The 16,590-nt window shown below is 60.9% G+C and carries 16 protein-coding genes; 5 read left to right on the top strand and 11 right to left on the bottom strand.

Features of this window, described 5'->3' with window-relative positions; all coding sequences use genetic code 11:
- Positions 1 to 24 precede the first annotated feature (24 nt).
- Both C4J91_RS01350 and C4J91_RS01355 read left to right on the top strand, forming a co-directional pair.
- On the top strand, positions 25 to 1,962 hold the full coding sequence (locus C4J91_RS01350) for an ATP-dependent DNA helicase RecQ (protein ID WP_124360806.1): 1,938 nt from the start codon (positions 25 to 27) through the stop codon (positions 1,960 to 1,962).
- A 23-nt stretch (positions 1,963 to 1,985) separates the two neighbouring features.
- Positions 1,986 to 2,417: a thioesterase family protein gene (locus tag C4J91_RS01355; protein WP_124360807.1), complete on the top strand. Its 432-nt coding sequence runs from the start codon at positions 1,986 to 1,988 to the stop codon at positions 2,415 to 2,417.
- A gap of 144 nt (positions 2,418 to 2,561) precedes the next feature.
- On the opposite strand, the gene C4J91_RS01360 is transcribed toward C4J91_RS01355, so the two are convergent.
- The 3 genes from C4J91_RS01360 to fdhD all read right to left on the bottom strand — a co-directional run bounded on the left by C4J91_RS01360 (position 2,562) and on the right by fdhD (position 6,451).
- Positions 2,562 to 3,050, bottom strand: coding sequence for a glycine zipper domain-containing protein (locus C4J91_RS01360; protein ID WP_124360808.1), 489 nt, complete (start codon positions 3,048 to 3,050; stop codon positions 2,562 to 2,564).
- A gap of 216 nt (positions 3,051 to 3,266) precedes the next feature.
- The gene (locus C4J91_RS01365; protein ID WP_124360809.1) at positions 3,267 to 5,615 is read right to left on the bottom strand and encodes an FdhF/YdeP family oxidoreductase; all 2,349 of its coding nucleotides are present in this window, start codon (positions 5,613 to 5,615) and stop codon (positions 3,267 to 3,269) included.
- Positions 5,612 to 6,451, bottom strand: coding sequence for a formate dehydrogenase accessory sulfurtransferase FdhD (fdhD, locus tag C4J91_RS01370; protein ID WP_124360810.1), 840 nt, complete (start codon positions 6,449 to 6,451; stop codon positions 5,612 to 5,614). The genes C4J91_RS01365 and fdhD overlap by 4 nt, the downstream gene beginning before the upstream one ends.
- Before the next feature lie 211 nt (positions 6,452 to 6,662).
- On the opposite strand from fdhD, the gene lysM reads away from it, so the two are divergent.
- On the top strand, positions 6,663 to 7,103 hold the full coding sequence (gene lysM, locus C4J91_RS01375; protein ID WP_124360811.1) for a peptidoglycan-binding protein LysM: 441 nt from the start codon (positions 6,663 to 6,665) through the stop codon (positions 7,101 to 7,103).
- Positions 7,104 to 7,212: 109 nt separating this feature from the next.
- Here the strand turns inward: lysM and yrfG are convergent, their stop codons facing one another.
- Positions 7,213 to 7,875: a GMP/IMP nucleotidase gene (gene yrfG, locus C4J91_RS01380; protein ID WP_124360812.1), complete on the bottom strand. Its 663-nt coding sequence runs from the start codon at positions 7,873 to 7,875 to the stop codon at positions 7,213 to 7,215.
- A gap of 87 nt (positions 7,876 to 7,962) precedes the next feature.
- Between yrfG and nudE the strand changes: the two genes are divergently transcribed.
- Both nudE and cysQ read left to right on the top strand, forming a co-directional pair.
- Entirely contained in the window at positions 7,963 to 8,529 is a 567-nt protein-coding gene (nudE, locus tag C4J91_RS01385; protein ID WP_124360813.1) for an ADP compounds hydrolase NudE, read from the top strand.
- The gene (gene cysQ / locus C4J91_RS01390) at positions 8,526 to 9,362 is read left to right on the top strand and encodes a 3'(2'),5'-bisphosphate nucleotidase CysQ (protein ID WP_124360814.1); all 837 of its coding nucleotides are present in this window, start codon (positions 8,526 to 8,528) and stop codon (positions 9,360 to 9,362) included. The genes nudE and cysQ overlap by 4 nt, the downstream gene beginning before the upstream one ends.
- A gap of 127 nt (positions 9,363 to 9,489) precedes the next feature.
- Here the strand turns inward: cysQ and C4J91_RS01395 are convergent, their stop codons facing one another.
- The 7 genes from C4J91_RS01395 to rfbB are packed head-to-tail and all read right to left on the bottom strand — an operon-like array spanning position 9,490 to position 16,561.
- A complete protein-coding gene (locus C4J91_RS01395) occupies positions 9,490 to 9,945 on the bottom strand; it encodes a thioesterase domain-containing protein (RefSeq protein ID WP_124365090.1) in 456 nt (151 codons plus the stop codon).
- A gap of 26 nt (positions 9,946 to 9,971) precedes the next feature.
- A complete protein-coding gene (locus tag C4J91_RS01400) occupies positions 9,972 to 11,357 on the bottom strand; it encodes a sigma-54 dependent transcriptional regulator (RefSeq protein WP_124360815.1) in 1,386 nt (461 codons plus the stop codon).
- Positions 11,354 to 13,162, bottom strand: coding sequence for an ATP-binding protein (locus C4J91_RS01405; protein WP_124360816.1), 1,809 nt, complete (start codon positions 13,160 to 13,162; stop codon positions 11,354 to 11,356). The genes C4J91_RS01400 and C4J91_RS01405 overlap by 4 nt, the downstream gene beginning before the upstream one ends.
- A gap of 36 nt (positions 13,163 to 13,198) precedes the next feature.
- The gene (gene rfbD / locus C4J91_RS01410; protein ID WP_124360817.1) at positions 13,199 to 14,068 is read right to left on the bottom strand and encodes a dTDP-4-dehydrorhamnose reductase; all 870 of its coding nucleotides are present in this window, start codon (positions 14,066 to 14,068) and stop codon (positions 13,199 to 13,201) included.
- Positions 14,065 to 14,610, bottom strand: a complete 546-nt coding sequence (rfbC, locus tag C4J91_RS01415) for a dTDP-4-dehydrorhamnose 3,5-epimerase (RefSeq protein WP_124360818.1) — start codon at positions 14,608 to 14,610, stop codon at positions 14,065 to 14,067. Before rfbC ends, rfbD begins: the two co-directional genes overlap by 4 nt.
- The gene (rfbA, locus tag C4J91_RS01420) at positions 14,607 to 15,482 is read right to left on the bottom strand and encodes a glucose-1-phosphate thymidylyltransferase RfbA (RefSeq protein ID WP_124360819.1); all 876 of its coding nucleotides are present in this window, start codon (positions 15,480 to 15,482) and stop codon (positions 14,607 to 14,609) included. The genes rfbC and rfbA overlap by 4 nt, the downstream gene beginning before the upstream one ends.
- The gene (rfbB, locus tag C4J91_RS01425; RefSeq protein WP_124360820.1) at positions 15,479 to 16,561 is read right to left on the bottom strand and encodes a dTDP-glucose 4,6-dehydratase; all 1,083 of its coding nucleotides are present in this window, start codon (positions 16,559 to 16,561) and stop codon (positions 15,479 to 15,481) included. The genes rfbA and rfbB overlap by 4 nt, the downstream gene beginning before the upstream one ends.
- Positions 16,562 to 16,590: the final 29 nt, after the last annotated feature.

The raw sequence follows: 16,590 nt of genomic DNA on the forward strand, positions 1-16,590 counted from the left end.
CAACGGTCAATGGAGTGACAGCCTATGCACGACACCCTCCAGCAGGTCTTTGGTTATCCACAGTTTCGTTTGGGCCAGCAAGAGACGGTCAGCGCCGTGCTGGCCGGTCGTTCGGCGGCCGCTATTTTCCCCACCGGGTCGGGCAAGTCCCTGTGTTATCAACTGTCAGCCGTATTGCTGCCACACCTGACACTGGTGGTGTCGCCGTTGTTGGCATTGATGCAGGACCAGTTGGGTTTCCTGCGGCGTCACGGCATTTCAGCGGGCAGCATCGACTCGGCGCAAAGCCGCGAGGACGCCAATGACGTGATGGCTCGCGCACGTTCCGGCGAATTGAAAATCCTGATGATTTCCGTGGAGCGCTTGAAAAACGAGCGTTTCCGCAACTTCCTGCAAAGTGTGCAGCTCTCGCTGCTGGTGGTGGATGAGGCGCACTGCATTTCCGAATGGGGCCACAACTTCCGTCCGGACTATCTGAAGCTTCCCGACTACCAGCGCCAGTTCAAGATCCCACAAGCGCTGCTGCTGACGGCTACGGCCACGCCCAAGGTAATTGCCGATATGCAGGCCAAGTTCGCCATTGCGCCGCAGGATGTGATTACCACGGGTTTTTACCGGCCCAACCTGAACTTGTTGGTAGAGCCGGTGAGCGGCGCGGACAAACGCCGCCGTCTCGTGCAATGGATGAGCGAGCGGGCCAATCAGCCGAGCATCGTCTACGTCACCCTGCAAAAAACCGCCGAGCAGATCGCCGAGCACCTGAACCGTAACGGCATCCAGGCCGAGGCGTATCACGCCGGTTTGCCCCACGACAAACGCGAGGGCATCCAGCAGCGTTTCATGGGCGGGCGCTCCAATTGCATTGTCGCCACCATTGCGTTTGGCATGGGCATCGACAAAAGTGATATCCGCAATGTGGTGCACTTCGACCTGCCCAAATCCATCGAAAATTACAGCCAGGAAATCGGCCGCGCCGGGCGCGATGGCCAGCCTTCGGACTGCCTGGTGCTGGCCAATCGCGACAGCGTCAATGTGCTGGAAAACTTCGTGTACGGTGATACGCCGGAGCAGGAAGGTATCCGCCGGGTGCTGGAAGAGGTGCAGGCCGCGCGAGACGAGGGCCAATGGGAGTTTTTACTCAGGTCTTTATCGGACCACAGTAACATTCGCGAGCTGCCGTTGAAGACGCTGCTGGTGCAGTTGGAGCTCAAGGGCGTGATCGCGCCGCGCTACGCGTTTTATGCCGAGTACCGTTTCAAGTACCTGATCGAACCCGATGCCTTGCTGGCCCGATTTTCCGGGGAGCGGCAACAGTTTGTCGCGGCGATCATCCAGGTGTGCAAACGTGCGAAAACCTGGGCGACGGTGGATTTCGACGCGCTCTACCTGCAGCACAACGCCGAGCGCAGTCGCGTGGTGAAGGCGTTGGATTACTTCCAGGAGCAGGGCCTGATCGAATTGGAAAGCAAGCAGATGACCGAGGTCTACAGCTTGCTGAACACCAATTTTGACCCACAGGTGCTGAGCGCCGAGTTATACACAGGCTTCAAGCAGCACGAGGTGACAGAAGTGGCGCGGATTCACGCCATGCTTGATCTGTTCGCCACCGAGCAGTGCCTTGGGCAACGCCTGGCGCGCTATTTTGGCGACGAAAATGTACCTGAGCGTTGCGGGCATTGCTCGGTGTGCCATGGGCACGTCGCCCATCTACCGCCGCCGCCGCGCCTGCCGCCGCTTGTGGATAAGAACTTCATGGGGCTGTGCGGCGATTTTATCCACAGGCATCATGAGCACACCGGCCAATTGCCGGGTGCGGAACGGTTGACGCGCTTTCTGGGTGGGATCAGCGTGCCGTTGTTCACCAAGTTGAAGGCGCGGGGTATTCCCGGGTTCGCTGTGCTGGAGGACTACCCCTACGCCGAGGTTCGTGAGTGGGCCGAAGCTCATTTGAATGACCTGTAAACTCCTTCTAACGAGAGGTGCCCATGCCTGACTCAGTGCCCCAACGTGCCGATTACGCACACTTCCAGCCGATCATTACGCGCTGGCACGACAATGACGTGTACGGCCATGTGAATAACGTCACCTACTACAGCTTTTTCGACACGGCGGTGAATACCTACCTGATCGAACAGGGTGGGTTGGATATTCATGACGGGGAAGTGGTCGGGTTTGTAGTCAGTTCGGCGTGCGATTACTTTGCGTCGATCGCTTTCCCTGAGCGCATTGATATCGGCCTGCGGGTGGGCAAGTTGGGCAATAGCTCAGTGCAATACGAGTTGGCGGTATTCAAGGCAGGCGAGCAGGAAGCCTGTGCGGCGGGGCGTTTTGTGCATGTGTTTGTCGACCGGGGCACGAACCAGCCGGTGACGATTCCGGGGAGGTTGCGCGAGGCGTTGCAGAGATTGGTGGTCTGACTCGGTCCTGCAAACACCGCTGAACCAAATGTGGGAGGGGGCTTGCTCCCGATAGCGGTGGATCAGTCACTGTATGTATTGACTGATCCACCGCTATCGGGAGCAAGCCCCCTCCCACATGGGATTTTCTGTGTTCGTCAGGCCTTAGTCATCATAACGATGATGGCGCTTGTGTTTGTTCTTGCGATGCCCATAGGCATGACCGCGGCCAGGGTGGCCATCGCGGTAGTAGCGACGGTCGTCGCGGCCACGGTAACGACGGTCATCGTCATCGCTCTTGTTGCCCATGTAGTTGCCCAGCGCGCCACCTGCGCCACCGCCGGCAGCTGAGCCGATCAGTGCGCCGGTGCTGCCGCCGACACTGCGGCCTACCACGTTGCCGCCGGCAGCGCCCAGTGCGCCGCCAATGGCGGCTTCGCCACGGCTGCGTTTGTCGGCGCCGACCGCGCTACCGCCCGCGCCACCCAGCGCTGCGCCGATGGTCGAACCGGTGTTGCCGCCCAACTGCTGGCCGACAACCGAGCCTAGAACCCCGCCCAATGCGCCGCCCACACCGGCTTCGGTGGTGCCACCGGCCATGGCTGCGCCACTGACCAGGCCAAGGGACAACAAGAGAATCGAGGAGAACTTCATTCAGGGAAACCTCAAGGGGATGACGGCGCGATCCTGAGGTTGTATCGAGCCGCTGACAATCGAAATCCGACCAGCGGCAGCAGTTGTATACAATTTGCTAAGTTGCTGTTTTGTATAGGGAACTTAAGTTGTTTTTACGAGTCTTTAGTTACTTGGGAAAGGCCGCTTTTATATAAAAAGCGGCCTTTTTTGTGCCTGCAAAATGTGTAGCACACGTCAGGCCGAGCGCGCCATGATCAACCCATTATCGCTCGCCGCTTCCAAACGAATCGCCACAAACTTCGACGTTGGCGTATGGCTACCGTCGCCCGTGCTTTCTAATGGCACCAGAGGGTTCACTTCCGGATAGTAAGCAGCGGCCTGCCCGGCCGGAATATCGAACGCCAGTAGGGTGAAGCCCTTGACGCGCCGCTCTCGGCCGTCTTCCCACAGCGAAATGATGTCCGCCTTCTGCCCCGGCTTGAAGCCCAGGCGGATGATGTCGGCTTCGTTGACGAACAGCACATCCCGTTGGCCTTTCACGCCGCGATAACGGTCGTCTAGCCCATAGATAGTGGTGTTGTACTGATCGTGGGAACGCATCGACTGCATGATCAGGTCCGGCACACGCCCTGTGGCGTGGGTGCGTTCGTGAATCAGGTCTTTGGGCAGGACGTTCGGTCGGAAGTTGGCGCGGCCCGATGGGGTGTTCCAGCGGCGTGCGCCGGCGGAGTTGCCCAAGTAGAAACCGCCCGGGTTTTTGAGCTTCTCGTTGAAGTCCTTGAAGCCTGGAATGGTGTCGGCGATCAGGTCGCGAATGCGTCTGTAGTCAGCCACCAGCCAATTCCAATCTACCGGTTTGCTGCCCAGGGTCGCGGCGGCAATGCCCGCCACAATCGCGGGCTCCGATTTCATCAGCTTCGACAGCGGCTGCAACTGGCCGTTGGAGTCGTGGACCATGCTGAACGAGTCTTCCACAGTCACCGCTTGCGGGCCCTCGGCCTGGATATCGATGTCGGTACGGCCCAGGCATGGCAGGATCAGTGCGTCTTTGCCGTGCATCAGATGGCTGCGGTTGAGCTTGGTGCTGATCTGCACGGTCAGGTCGCAATTACGCAACGCTTCGAACGTGCGGGTGCTGTCCGGCGTGGCCTGGGCGAAGTTGCCGCCCAGGCCGATAAACACCTTGGCGCGGCCTTCAAGCATCGCGTGGATGGCTTCGACCACGTTGTGGCCATTGGTGCGCGGCACCTGGAACTGGAAGCGGCGCTCCAGTGAGTCGAGGAATGCCACCGGTGGGCGTTCGTTGATGCCCATGGTGCGGTCGCCCTGCACGTTGCTGTGACCGCGCACCGGGCACAGGCCGGCACCTGGGCGGCCGATATTGCCGCGCAGCAACATCAGGTTGGCGATTTCCTGGATGGTCGGCACCGAGTGACGGTGTTGGGTGATGCCCATCGCCCAGCACATGATCACGTTCTTGCCTTTGGCATACATGCGCGCGGCTTGCTCGATCTCCACCAGCGTCAGGCCGGACTGCTCGACGATTTCCTCCCACGAGGTGTCGTCGATCTGGCCCAGATAGTCCAGCACGTTGATGGTGTGTTCGTTGAGGAAGTCGTGATCGAACACCGCTTCCTTGCCTTCGGCCAAGGCTTGACGCTCCCACAGCAGCAGGAACTTGGCCATGCCGCGCAGAATGGCCATGTCGCCGCCCAGCGCCGGGCGGAAATAGGCGGTGTTGGTTGGCTTGTCGCCGTTGGTGAGCATTTCCAGCGGATGTTGCGGGTGCTGGAAGCGTTCCAGGCCACGTTCTTTCAGGGGGTTGATACACACCACCTGAGCGCCGCGCTTCACCGCTTCGCGCAGCGGCTCGAGCATGCGCGGGTGGTTGGTGCCGGGGTTCTGGCCCCAGACGAAAATCGCGTCGGCATGTTCGAAGTCATCAAAGGTCACAGTGCCTTTGCCCACGCCCACACTCTGGGCCAGGGCGACGCCGCTGGCTTCGTGGCACATGTTCGAGCAGTCCGGGAAATTGTTGGTGCCGTAGGCGCGCACAAACAGCTGGTACAGGTAGGCGGCTTCGTTGCTGGCGCGACCCGAGGTGTAGAACTCGGCCATGTCCGGGCTGGGCAGGGCATTGAGGTGCTTGCCGACCAGGTCGAACGCGGCGTCCCAACTGATGGGCTGGTAGCGATCGGTCGCGGCGTCGTAGCGCATAGGCTCGGTGAGACGGCCTTGGTACTCCAGCCAGTAATCGCTTTGTTCCAGCAGCGCGGTCACGCTGTGTTTGGCGAAGAATGCGGCGTCCACGCGGCGCTTGGTGGCTTCCCAATTGACCGCCTTGGCGCCGTTTTCGCAGAACTTGACCATGCCACTTTCCGGCGAGTCGCCCCAGGCACAGCCTGGGCAGTCGAAGCCGCCGTTCTGGTTGGTCTTGAGCATCATGCGCAGGTTTTTCAGCGCGTTGTCGCTGGTCAGCCAGGCGTGCGCCACGCTGATCAATGCACCCCAGCCGCCTGCCGGGCCTTTATAGGGCTTGTAGCGTGGGGTTGGGGTTTGGTCGGCTTGGTGGTGAAGGCTCATGGCTGGTACTCCATCGCTGGGCTGTAGACCCGCGGCGCGCTTTTCTGCGGCAGGTGGATGAGATTGAGGTTATGCCGACGCGCCCATTGCAGGGCAAGGCCGGTGGGCGACGACAGGCTGACCAGGGTCTGGATGCCCGCGCGCAGGACTTTCTGGATCAATTCGAGGCTGCAGCGGCTCGTGACAATTGCCAGGCCACCGTCGGTCGGAATCTGTTGGCGGATCAGTGCGCCAATCAATTTATCCAGAGCGTTATGCCGGCCGATGTCTTCGCGGCCCATCAGCAATTCGCCCTGATTGTTCATAAATATGGCTGCGTGCACCGCGCCACTGTGTTGGCCCAAGGGCTGGAAGGCGCTGATGCGCTGGCGCAGGCCATCAAGCCATGCGGCGGGTGGCAAGGGTGCGCCGGGCAGCACCTGCAGGTCGGGCAAAGCCTGCTCCACGGCCTCGACGCCGCACAGCCCGCAGCCGCTGGTGCCCGCTAATTGGCGGCGCTGCTGCTTGAGGTTCCAGAACGCCCGGCTGGAAATCTGTACCTGGGCATACTGGGCAGAGCCCGAGCCGCTGAGCTTCAGGTCATAGATGTCGCTGACGTCGGTGATAATGCCGCTGCCAAGGCTGAAGCCGACAATGAAGTCTTCCAGGTCGGTCGGCGTCACCAGCATGACGGCCTGGCTGATGTCGTTATAGGCAATCGCCAACGCCACCTCTTCGGCCAGCGCAGTACTGCCGACGCCTGTGTGTTCGAGATTGCTGTACTCATAGCTCTGGCTGGCGGCGGGCGCGGGCATTTCAAGGGCGGGCGCCGCGCAGGTTGGGCGCTTGGCGTTCATGAGGCAATTACCACTGACGGATTGATCAGTGTTCAGACTAGGCGCGACAAAGGGTCGCGTCTAATTGCCAGTATTGATGTAGTGATAGACGGCGTCGATCAAGGCTCGGTTTTGCGCGGTCGTCTGCTCGTCTTCGGGAGCGCTGGAACCCAAATCCTTGGGACTGGTCTAGTCTTGGGCATCAGGAACTTAAACCCAAGGAGAGCGCACTATGAGTATTTTCAGCTTTATCAAAGAAGCCGGCGAAAAGATCGTCGACCTGTTGACGCCGGGTAATGCTAATGCGAGTGAGCAGTTGAAGGAGCATGTGAGCAAGGTGGGCCTGGGTAATCCAAACGTGCAAACCACCGTGGATGGCGACAAGGTCACCGTGACCGGTGAAGTGGCCACCCAGGAAGAGAAAGAGAAAATCCTGCTGGCACTGGGCAACATCGCCGGCGTGGCGAGCGTGGATGATCAGATCACCGTCACGGGTCCTACGGTTACCGCTGCGCGTTTCGTCGTGGTGAAAAAGGGCGATACCCTCAGCGCGATTTCCCTGGCTGTGTACGGTAATGCCAACCAGTACAACAAGATTTTCGAGGCCAACAAGCCGCTGTTGTCGCACCCGGACAAAATCTACCCAGGCCAGACCCTGCGTATTCCTGAGTAATACGCACAACAACCCTGTGGGAGGGGGCTTGCCCCTGATGGCAGTGTGTCAGTCACTGGATGTGTTTCTGATATACCGCTATCGGGAGCAAGCCCCCTCCCACATGGGTTCAGAGTCCGGCTATTAGATCGCGGTAGTCCTCGACAGCCGCAAACTCTGCGGTGTCCTTGGGTCCCTTTTTGCTGTCGGGCTCTTTGACTGCCAGCAAATGCCCCACACCGAACTCCCTGGCGCTGCGCAGGATCGGCAGGGTGTCGTCGATAAACAGGCTGCGGGCCGGGTCGAACTGGATATCAGCGTGCAGCGCTTCCCAGAACTGCTGGTTTTCCTTGGGAAAACCATAATCGTGGGAGCTGATCAGTTGCTCGAAGTACGGCGCCAGCTCAATGCGCTCCAACTTCAATGACAACGAGTCGCGGTGAGCATTGGTGATCAGGATCACGCGTTTGCCGGCCTGTTTGATCGCCGCCAGAAATGTATCGGCGTCCGGGCGCAGGGCGATCAGGTGGGCGGTTTCAAGCTTGAGTTCGCGCACTGGGATCTTCAGTTCGGCGCTCCAGAAATCCAGGCAATACCATTGCAACTGTCCGGCGTTACGCTCGAACAGGGGCTGCAGTTCCATTTCGGCCATGGCCCGGCTTACGCCATGCAATTCGGCATAACGCTGGGGCAGGTGCTCCATCCAGAAATGGTTGTCGTAGTGCAGGTCGAGCAAGGTGCCGTCCATGTCCAGCAGGACGGTGTCGATGGCGTGCCAGGGCAAAGAGGGCATGGGGCGTTCTCATGTAAGTAAAGATATCCGACACAGACAATCGGAAAAGCCACGGTATAGTAACCCGATCACGCCAAGGAGCCGTTCATGCGCCAGAAACCCACCGTCCTCGCCCGCGAAATAGTCGCCAGTAGCCGTTTGTTCCGCGTGGAGGAAGTGCAATTGCGCTTTTCCAATGGCGTTGAACGGACCTACGAGCGCCTGGTGGGCCGTGGTGCCGGTTACGGCGCAGTGATGATCGTCGCGATGATCGACGAAGACCATGCCTTGCTGGTGGAAGAATACTGCGGTGGCACCGACGAGTATGAGCTGTCCTTGCCTAAAGGCTTGATCGAGCCCGGCGAAGATGTGCTTGCGGCGGCTGATCGCGAACTCAAGGAAGAAGCCGGCTATGGCGCACGCCAGTTGGAACACATCACTGAGCTTTCACTGTCACCCGGCTATATGAGCCAGAAAATCCAGGTGGTGCTGGCCACCGAGCTTTATGAAGAACGCCTGGAAGGCGATGAGCCCGAGCCCATGCGCGTGGAGCGGGTCAACCTGCGTGAGCTGTCTGCACTGGCGCAAAACGAGCAGTTCAGTGAGGGCCGGGCGCTTGCCGCGCTGTACCTGGTGCGAGACCTGCTGACCCAGCGTGGAGTGTTTACCTTATGAGCGAACTGTTTCTGGGCCACCCTCTTATCGCGCCCGTCATCGAACTGGCTCGCCAGGCCGGTGAAGCCATCCTGCCGTACTGGCGTGCCGACGTTGCGGTTACCTCCAAAGCGGATGATTCTCCGGTGACGGCCGCCGATCTGGCTGCGCACCATCTGATTCTCGCTGGTCTCACGGCGCTGGACCCCAGCATTCCGGTGCTGTCCGAAGAAGACGCCGATATCGACCAGAGCGTGCGCGCCGGTTGGCAGCGTTGGTGGCTGGTGGACCCGTTGGATGGCACCAAGGAATTCATTGGTGGCAGTGAAGAATTCACCGTCAATATCGCCTTGATCGAACAAGGCCGCGTGGTGTTCGGCGTGGTGTCGATGCCCACCAGTGGTCGTTGCTACTTCGGCGGCGCGGGCCTGGGGGCTTGGCGTTCGGATGTGAATGCCGCGCCCAGGCAGATTCAGGTGCGCCAGACGCCGGCCGCGGGTGAAGCCTTTACCGTGGTTGCCAGCCGCCGTCATACCAGCCCAGAGCAGGAGCGTTTGCTGGAGGGGCTGAGCCAAGGCTTGGGGGAGCTGAAACTGGCGAATATCGGCAGTTCCTTGAAGTTCTGCCTGTTGGCCGAGGGCAGTGCCGACTGCTATCCGCGCCTGGCGCCGACCTCGCAGTGGGACACTGCGGCGGCGCAAGGCGTGCTGGAAGGGGCGGGGGGCGAAGTGCTGGAGTTGAATGGCAGGCCGTTCAGCTACCCGGCGCGGGAGTCGTTGTTGAACCCGTTCTTCCTGGCGTTGCCGGCCAAGGCGGCGTGGCGTGAGCGCCTGTTGACCCTGGCCAGATCTTAAGACCACAGCAAAACAAAATGTGGGAGGGGGCTTGATCCCGATGGCAGTATGTCAGTCAATATCTAAGTGACTGATCCACCGCTATCGGGGGCAAGCCCCCTCCCACATTTGCTTTGTGTGATGGCGGCTAGCGGTGCAGGACGTACTGGCCGGTGAAGGTCACTGCACGTTCTTCACTGCCCTCATTCACAATCCACGTCTCCAGCGTCAACCGCGCACGGCCATAGCGCTTGTACGTTGCGACAAAACGCTTCCACACTTTCTCCTCCGGCGCTGGGCAAATCACCGTCGCGTCCTGCGTCACCGGCAACGGATAGCTGATCTGCCCTTCCTGAATCACGATATGCCCGTCTTCGATCCCTTCCTCGCGCAGTTTCAGGTGCAACCAACCCCAACCCGCCAGCACGGCGCCGCAGTAGAGGCTGCCGCCAAACATGGTGCTCTTGTGGTTGATATTGGCTTGCAAGGGTAAATGCAGTTGCAGTTGGCCGTGTTGCCAGTCGAGCACCTTGAGGCCCATTTCCCGGGTGAGGGGGATGTCGTGATGGAGGATGGATTCCAGGTAACGGCTGTCGCGGCTCATGGCGGTCTCTTGGCGGGTGGGCAGGGTCATTCGTCGTCTGCGCTGTGGCTGGCGCTGTCGGCGAAGTTCAGGCCATGCTTGCGCAGTTTGTCGTGCAGGGTTTTGCGGGGCACGCCGAGGGCTTCGGCGAGGCTGCGCATGGAGCTGTGGGGGCGGGTCAGTTCGGCGGCGATCAGGCTTTTTTCGAATTGTTCGACTTGCTCGCTCAAGCCGCCGGGCGTGGAGGTCAGTATGCTGGCCGATGGATTGTCCAGCGTACTGTCCAAGGCCAATTCCAGGCCCAGGGCAAAGCGTTCGGCGGCGTTTTGCAGCTCGCGTACGTTACCCGGCCAACTGTGGCGCAACAGCAGCGCGCGCTGGCCCGGTTGCAGCTCATGCAGGGGCAGGCCGTGGCGGCTGCTGGCTTCGTCGGCGAAGTGCTGGAACAGCATCAGCGCATCTTCACCACGCTCGCGCAGTGGCGGAATGCGCAGCGGCGCGACATTCAGGCGGTAATACAAGTCGGCCCGGAAGCGGCCCTGGTCGGCCGCCTGGCGCAGGTCTTCCTTGGTGGCGGCGATGATGCGGATATCCAGTGCAATCAACTGATTGCCGCCCAGGCGCTCCACCACACGCTCCTGCAGCAGGCGCAACAGCTTGACCTGTACATCCAGGCTCATGCTTTCGATTTCATCGAGGAACAGCGTGCCGCCATTGGCGAATTCGAACTTGCCGATACGGCGCTTCTGCGCGCCGGTAAACGCGCCCGGTTCATGACCGAACAGCTCGCTTTCCACCACCGATTCGGCCAGGGCCCCGGCGTTGATCGCCACGAACGGGCCGCTGCGGCGGCTCGACAGATCGTGCAAGGCGCGGGCGACCACTTCCTTGCCGGCGCCGGTTTCGCCAAGGATCAGCACATCGGCCTTGGTCGCCGCCAGTGCGCCGATTTGCTCGCGCAGGCGCAGCATCTGCGGCGAATGCCCCACCAGGCGCGTGCTCAGTTGCTGCCGGTCACTGAGGGCCAGGCGCAGGCTGCGGTTGTCCAGCACCAGTCGGCGCAGGGCCAGGGCGCGGCGCACGCTGTCGAGCAAGGCGTCGCTGGCGAAGGGCTTTTCGAGGAAGTCATAGGCGCCGGCACGCATGGCCTGCACCGCCAGCGGCACGTCACCGTGGCCGGTGATCAGCAGCACTGGCAGGTCAGGGTCCTGGCCGTGCAGTTCGGCGAGCAGTTCCAGGCCGTCCATGCCGGGCATGCGGATATCGCTGACCACCACGCCCGACCAGTCCCGCGACAAGCGCGCGGTGAGGCCGCTGGCTTCGCCCAGGGGCAGCACTTTCAGCCCGGCCAGGTCCAGGGTCTGGCACAGCGCCTGACGCAAATGGGGATCGTCGTCGATCAGCACCACCTGAATCTGGTTATCGATACTCATACACTGCGGTCCTCGGAAGGTTGCAGACTGACGCCCGGCGAGCCGGCACGCAATTTCAAGGTTAACAGCGCGCCGCCTTCCTTGTGGTTGGCAAACAGCAGTTCGCCGCCGAAGGCACGCATCAGGGTGTCACAGATCGCCAGGCCCAGGCCCAGGCCCTGGGTGCGCGTCTTGGTGGTGTAGAAGGGCTCGCTGGCGCGGCCCAACGCTTCCATGCAAAAGCCCGGGCCGTTGTCGCGAATGTACAGGTTGACGCCCAAGTCGGTGGTTTGGGCACTCAGCCACAGTTTGCGCGGCGGGCCTTTTTCGGTAAGGGCGTCGAGGGCATTGGCCAGCAGGTTGCCCAGCACCTGGCGCAGACGGGTTTCGCCGGCTTGTACCCATAAGGTCGCTTCGGGTAAGTCGCGGATCAATTCCACTTCCATCGAGCGCCGCCGTTTGGCCAGTAAGGCCAGGGCATCGTCCAGCGCGGGTTGCAGCGCCACGCTTTCCGGCGCGTGGCGGTCACGGCGGGCGAACGCGCGCAAGTGGGCGATGATCGAGGCCATGCGCCCGGTCAGTTCGCTGATCAACTTGAGGTTGCCGCGCGCATCGGCGGTGCGTTCATGGTCGAGCAGGATTTCAGCGTTTTCCGCGTAGCTGCGAATCGCTGCCAGGGGTTGGTTCAGTTCATGGCTGATACTGGCCGACATGGTGCCCAGCGCCGAGAGTTTACCGGCCTGCACCAGGTCATCCTGGGCACGTACCAGTTCCTGCTGGGCGTGTTCGCGCTCCAGCACTTCCTGTTTCAGGCGCCGGTTCAGGCCTTCCAGGTCGCTGGTGCGCTCGGCCACGCGCATTTCCAGCTCGCGGCGGGCCTTGGCTTCGAAGGCGATGCGCTCCAGGTAATGCCGGCGGCGCTGCATCATCAAGCCGAGCAGTAGCATCAGCACCAGCAACGTCGCGCCGCCTACGGCCACCACGGTACGCACCGGGCGGTTGATCAAGGATTGGGGGGCGAGGATTTCCACATTCCAGCCGGTCTCGGCGATGGCGGTGGATTGGCGCAGCCAGGCGCTGCTGCTGAGGTTCAGCGGCTGAGGATCACGGGTGGGATAAGGCTGAATGGCAATAATGGCCTGGCGCTCTGCGGCGGTCAGCGGCCGGGTGGCGCGGAACCGCCATTGCGGGCGCGAGGTGAGGATTACCACGCCGTTGTGGTCGGTCACCAGGAGTTGTTCCGGGGTGTTGCCCCACAAGCTCTCGGTGTGGTCCAGATCTACCTTGACCACCAGCACGCCGATGATGTTCTCACCATCGCGTACGGCGGCGGCGAAGAAGTAGCCGCGCTTGGCCGAGGTGGTGCCTAGCCCGAAAAAGCGCCCCAGGCGCCCGGCCATGGCTTCGCTGAAATAGGGGCGAAAGGAAAAGTTGCGCCCGACGAAGCTGTCTTGTTTGTCCCAGTTGGACGCGGCGAGGGTCTTGCCGGTGGTGTCCATCAGGTACATCACCTCCACCCCGGCCTGGGCGGCGACGTCCTTGAGCAGCGAGTTGGCGTTGACCAGGTTGGTGCTGACGTGAGGCGCATCCAGTGCGGTGCGCAGGGCCGGCAGGTCACCGAGGATCTGCGGCAGCACTTCATAGCGGTGCAGGGTGCCCAACAGGTTGGCGACGTACAGGTCGAGGGTCTGACGGTTCTGCCCGGCCAGCTCGCTGCGGTAGTAGCGCTCGGCCAAGTGCTCCAGCGGCCAGAGCAGCGGCGCCAGGCACAACGCCAACAGGGCGAGGCTGCGCCAGCGGGGTCTTCGCGGAAGGGGTGGGGTCATGGGAATCGTGCGCCTGTGGGTACAGGCGCATTATGCCTAGTGCTGCCCGGCAAGACACTCGTGCAATGCGTCTTGCCACTGCGACTGGCTGACCTGCCATTGCTGTTGCAGACGGCTGCAATCCAGGCGCGAATTCAGCGGGCGCCGGGCGGGTGTCGGATAGGCGCTGGACGGGATCGCTTCCAGCTCGGCGCAGGCTTTGCCCGCAGCGCGAAGGGCTTGGCCAATGGCCTCGGCAAAGCCGAACCACGACGTTTCGCCTTGGGCCGTGAGGTGGTAAACCCCCCAATCCCCGGCGTTACCGGCTTGCCAGCGCTCAATCAACGCACGCGTACTATTGGCGATGGTCCCGGCCCAGGTTGGCGCGCCGATCTGGTCGGCGACGATGCGCATCTGCGGCTTCTCCTGCAGCAGGCGCTGCATGGTCAGCAGGAAATTCTTGCCGTGGCTCGAATACACCCAACTGGTGCGCAGAATCAGGTACTTCCCGCCCACGGCCGCAATCGCCTGCTCGCCCGCCAGCTTGCTCTGACCGTAGACGCCCAGTGGGTTGGGCGAATCGCTTTCGGTGTACGGGGCCGGTTTGCTGCCGTCGAACACGTAGTCGGTCGAGTAGTGAATCAGCGGAATGCCTAGGGCCTTGGCTTCTTCGGCGAGGATGCCCGGGGCGATGGCGTTGATGGCGAACGCAGCGTCCGGCTCGCTTTCGGCCTGATCGACCGCCGTGTGGGCGGCGGCGTTGATGATCAGGCTTGGGCGGTGAGCGCGCACTTGTTGGCGAATCTGCTCGGCGTGGGCCAGGTCAAGCTGGTCGCGGCCGAGGACGATGAGCTCACCGAGGCCTTGGAGCCGCTGTTGCAGCTCTTGGGAGACTTGGCCGTGTTGGCCGGTGATCAGTATTTTCATGGGAACAAGTCGGCTTCCATCAGAAGTTTACCGACCTGGTCCTTGGCAGACAGTCGCGGCGGCTCGGACAGCGCCCAGTCGATAGCCAGCGTCGGGTCATTCCAGAGAATGCTGCGTTCGGCGCTCGGTTGATAGTAGTCGGTGGTTTTGTATAGAAACTCGGCATAGTCACTCAGCACCACAAACCCATGGGCGAAACCCTCCGGCACCCACAGTTGGCGATGATTCTGCGCGGATAAACGTACGCTCACCCATTGGCCGAAGTTCGGTGAGCTGCGGCGGATGTCGACGGCAACATCCAGCACTTCACCGTAAGTGACACGGACCAGTTTGCCCTGAGTGTGTTCAAGCTGATAGTGCAGCCCGCGCAGCACGCCTTTTTGCGAGCGTGAATGGTTGTCCTGCACGAAGTCACGTTTGAGCCCGGTGGCGGCTTCAAAAGCGCGAGCGTTGAAGCTTTCGTAGAAAAAACCGCGCTCATCACCGAATACTTTTGGCTCGAGAATCAGCACGCCAGGTAACGAGGTTTCAACGACATTCACTTGGTTTCTCCGGCCAGCGAGTAGAGGTATTGACCGTAACCGGTTTTGCCGAAGTACTTGGCACGTTCCAGCAGATAGTCACGATCAATCCAGCCGTTCTCGTAGGCGATTTCTTCCAGGCAGGCTACTTTCAGGCCCTGGCGGTGCTCGATGGTCTGCACGTAGGTCGAGGCTTCCAGCAGGCTGTCGTGAGTGCCGGTATCAAGCCAGGCGAAACCACGACCGAAACGCTCAACGTGCAGATCGCCGCGCTTGAGGTAGGCGTTGTTGACGTCGGTGATCTCCAGCTCGCCGCGTGGCGAAGGCTGGACGGCCTTGGCGATGTTGATCACGTCGTTGTCGTAGAAATACAGGCCGGTGACGGCATATGGCGACTTGGGCTTGGCAGGTTTTTCTTCGATGGACAGGGCGCGGCCTTCCTTGTCGAAGTCGATTACGCCGAAACGCTCTGGGTCTTTGACCCAATAACCAAATACTGTGGCGCCGCTGGTGCGTTCTGCCGCAGTGCGTAGTTGGTCGCCAAAATGCTGGCCGTGGAAAATGTTATCTCCCAGGATTAGGCAGACAGGGTCATTACCGATGAAGTCTTCACCAATCAGAAATGCCTGGGCCAGGCCATCCGGTGTGGGTTGCTCGGCATAGCTGAAGTGCACGCCAAACTGGCTGCCATCACCCAACAGGTTGCGATACTGCGGCAAGTCCACCGGGGTGGATATGACCAGGATGTCCTTGATGCCCGCCAGCATCAGCACAGAGATCGGGTAATAAATCATCGGTTTGTCGTACACCGGCAACAGCTGTTTCGACACGCCCAGCGTAATGGGATGCAAACGGGTGCCGGAGCCGCCGGCCAATACGATGCCTTTCATCATGCGATCAAATCCTTCAAGTCGGTGTTGCCCAATCGTTGGCCTTGATAACTACCGTCCTGGACCCTGCGGCACCATTCCAGATTGTCGAGGTACCACTGCACGGTTTTGCGTAGACCCGTTTCAAAAGTCTCTTCAGGCGTCCAGCCCAGTTCACGTTCGATCTTGCTCGCATCGATCGCATAACGTTGGTCGTGACCGGGGCGGTCTTTGACGAAGGTAATCAGATCGCTGAACTTCTCCACCTCGGCCGGGCGTTGTGGCGCCAGCTCTTCAAGCAGGTTGCAGATGCTGCGTACCACGTCGATGTTCTTTTGCTCGTTGTGCCCACCGATGTTGTAGGTCTCGCCAACCACGCCTTTGGTCACGACTGTCAGTAGCGCCCGTGCATGGTCTTCGACATACAGCCAGTCGCGTACCTGCAGCCCATCGCCATATACCGGCAGCGGCTTGCCCGCGAGGGCGTTGAGAATCACCAGCGGGATCAACTTCTCGGGGAAATGGAACGGCCCGTAATTGTTGGAGCAGTTGGTCAACAGTACCGGCAGGCCATATGTACGCTGCCACGCGCGTACAAGGTGGTCGGACGCCGCCTTGCTGGCTGAATAAGGCGAGCTGGGGGCGTAAGGCGTGGCCTCGGTAAACAGGTCGTCCACGCCGTGCAGGTCGCCATACACTTCGTCAGTAGAAATGTGATGAAAACGAAACGCACGCCTGGCGGGCTCGTCGAGCTTCTGCCAATAAGCACGGGCGGCTTCCAGCAGGCTATAGGTGCCAACGATATTGGTCTGGATAAAGTCCGATGGGCCATCGATAGAGCGGTCTACATGGGACTCGGCCGCCAGGTGCATGATCGCCTGTGGCTCGAAGCGCGCCAGTACGGCGCTGACTGTCGCCTGGTCGACGATGTCGGCCTGGACGAACTCATAGCGGCTATTGGACGCGACGCTGGTCAGCGACTCCAAGTTGCCGGCGTAGGTGAGTTTGTCCAGGTTGAGCACTTCGTGCTCGGTATGTTGAATCAAGTGCCGGATCAAGGCAGAGCCGATGAAGCCAGCGCCGCCGGTGATGAGAATACGCATATCGGAGGCCCTTTCCTTAGACGGACATT

This window comes from Pseudomonas sp. R3-52-08 (genome assembly GCF_003851745.1).
Taxonomy (GTDB): Bacteria; Pseudomonadota; Gammaproteobacteria; order Pseudomonadales; family Pseudomonadaceae; genus Aquipseudomonas.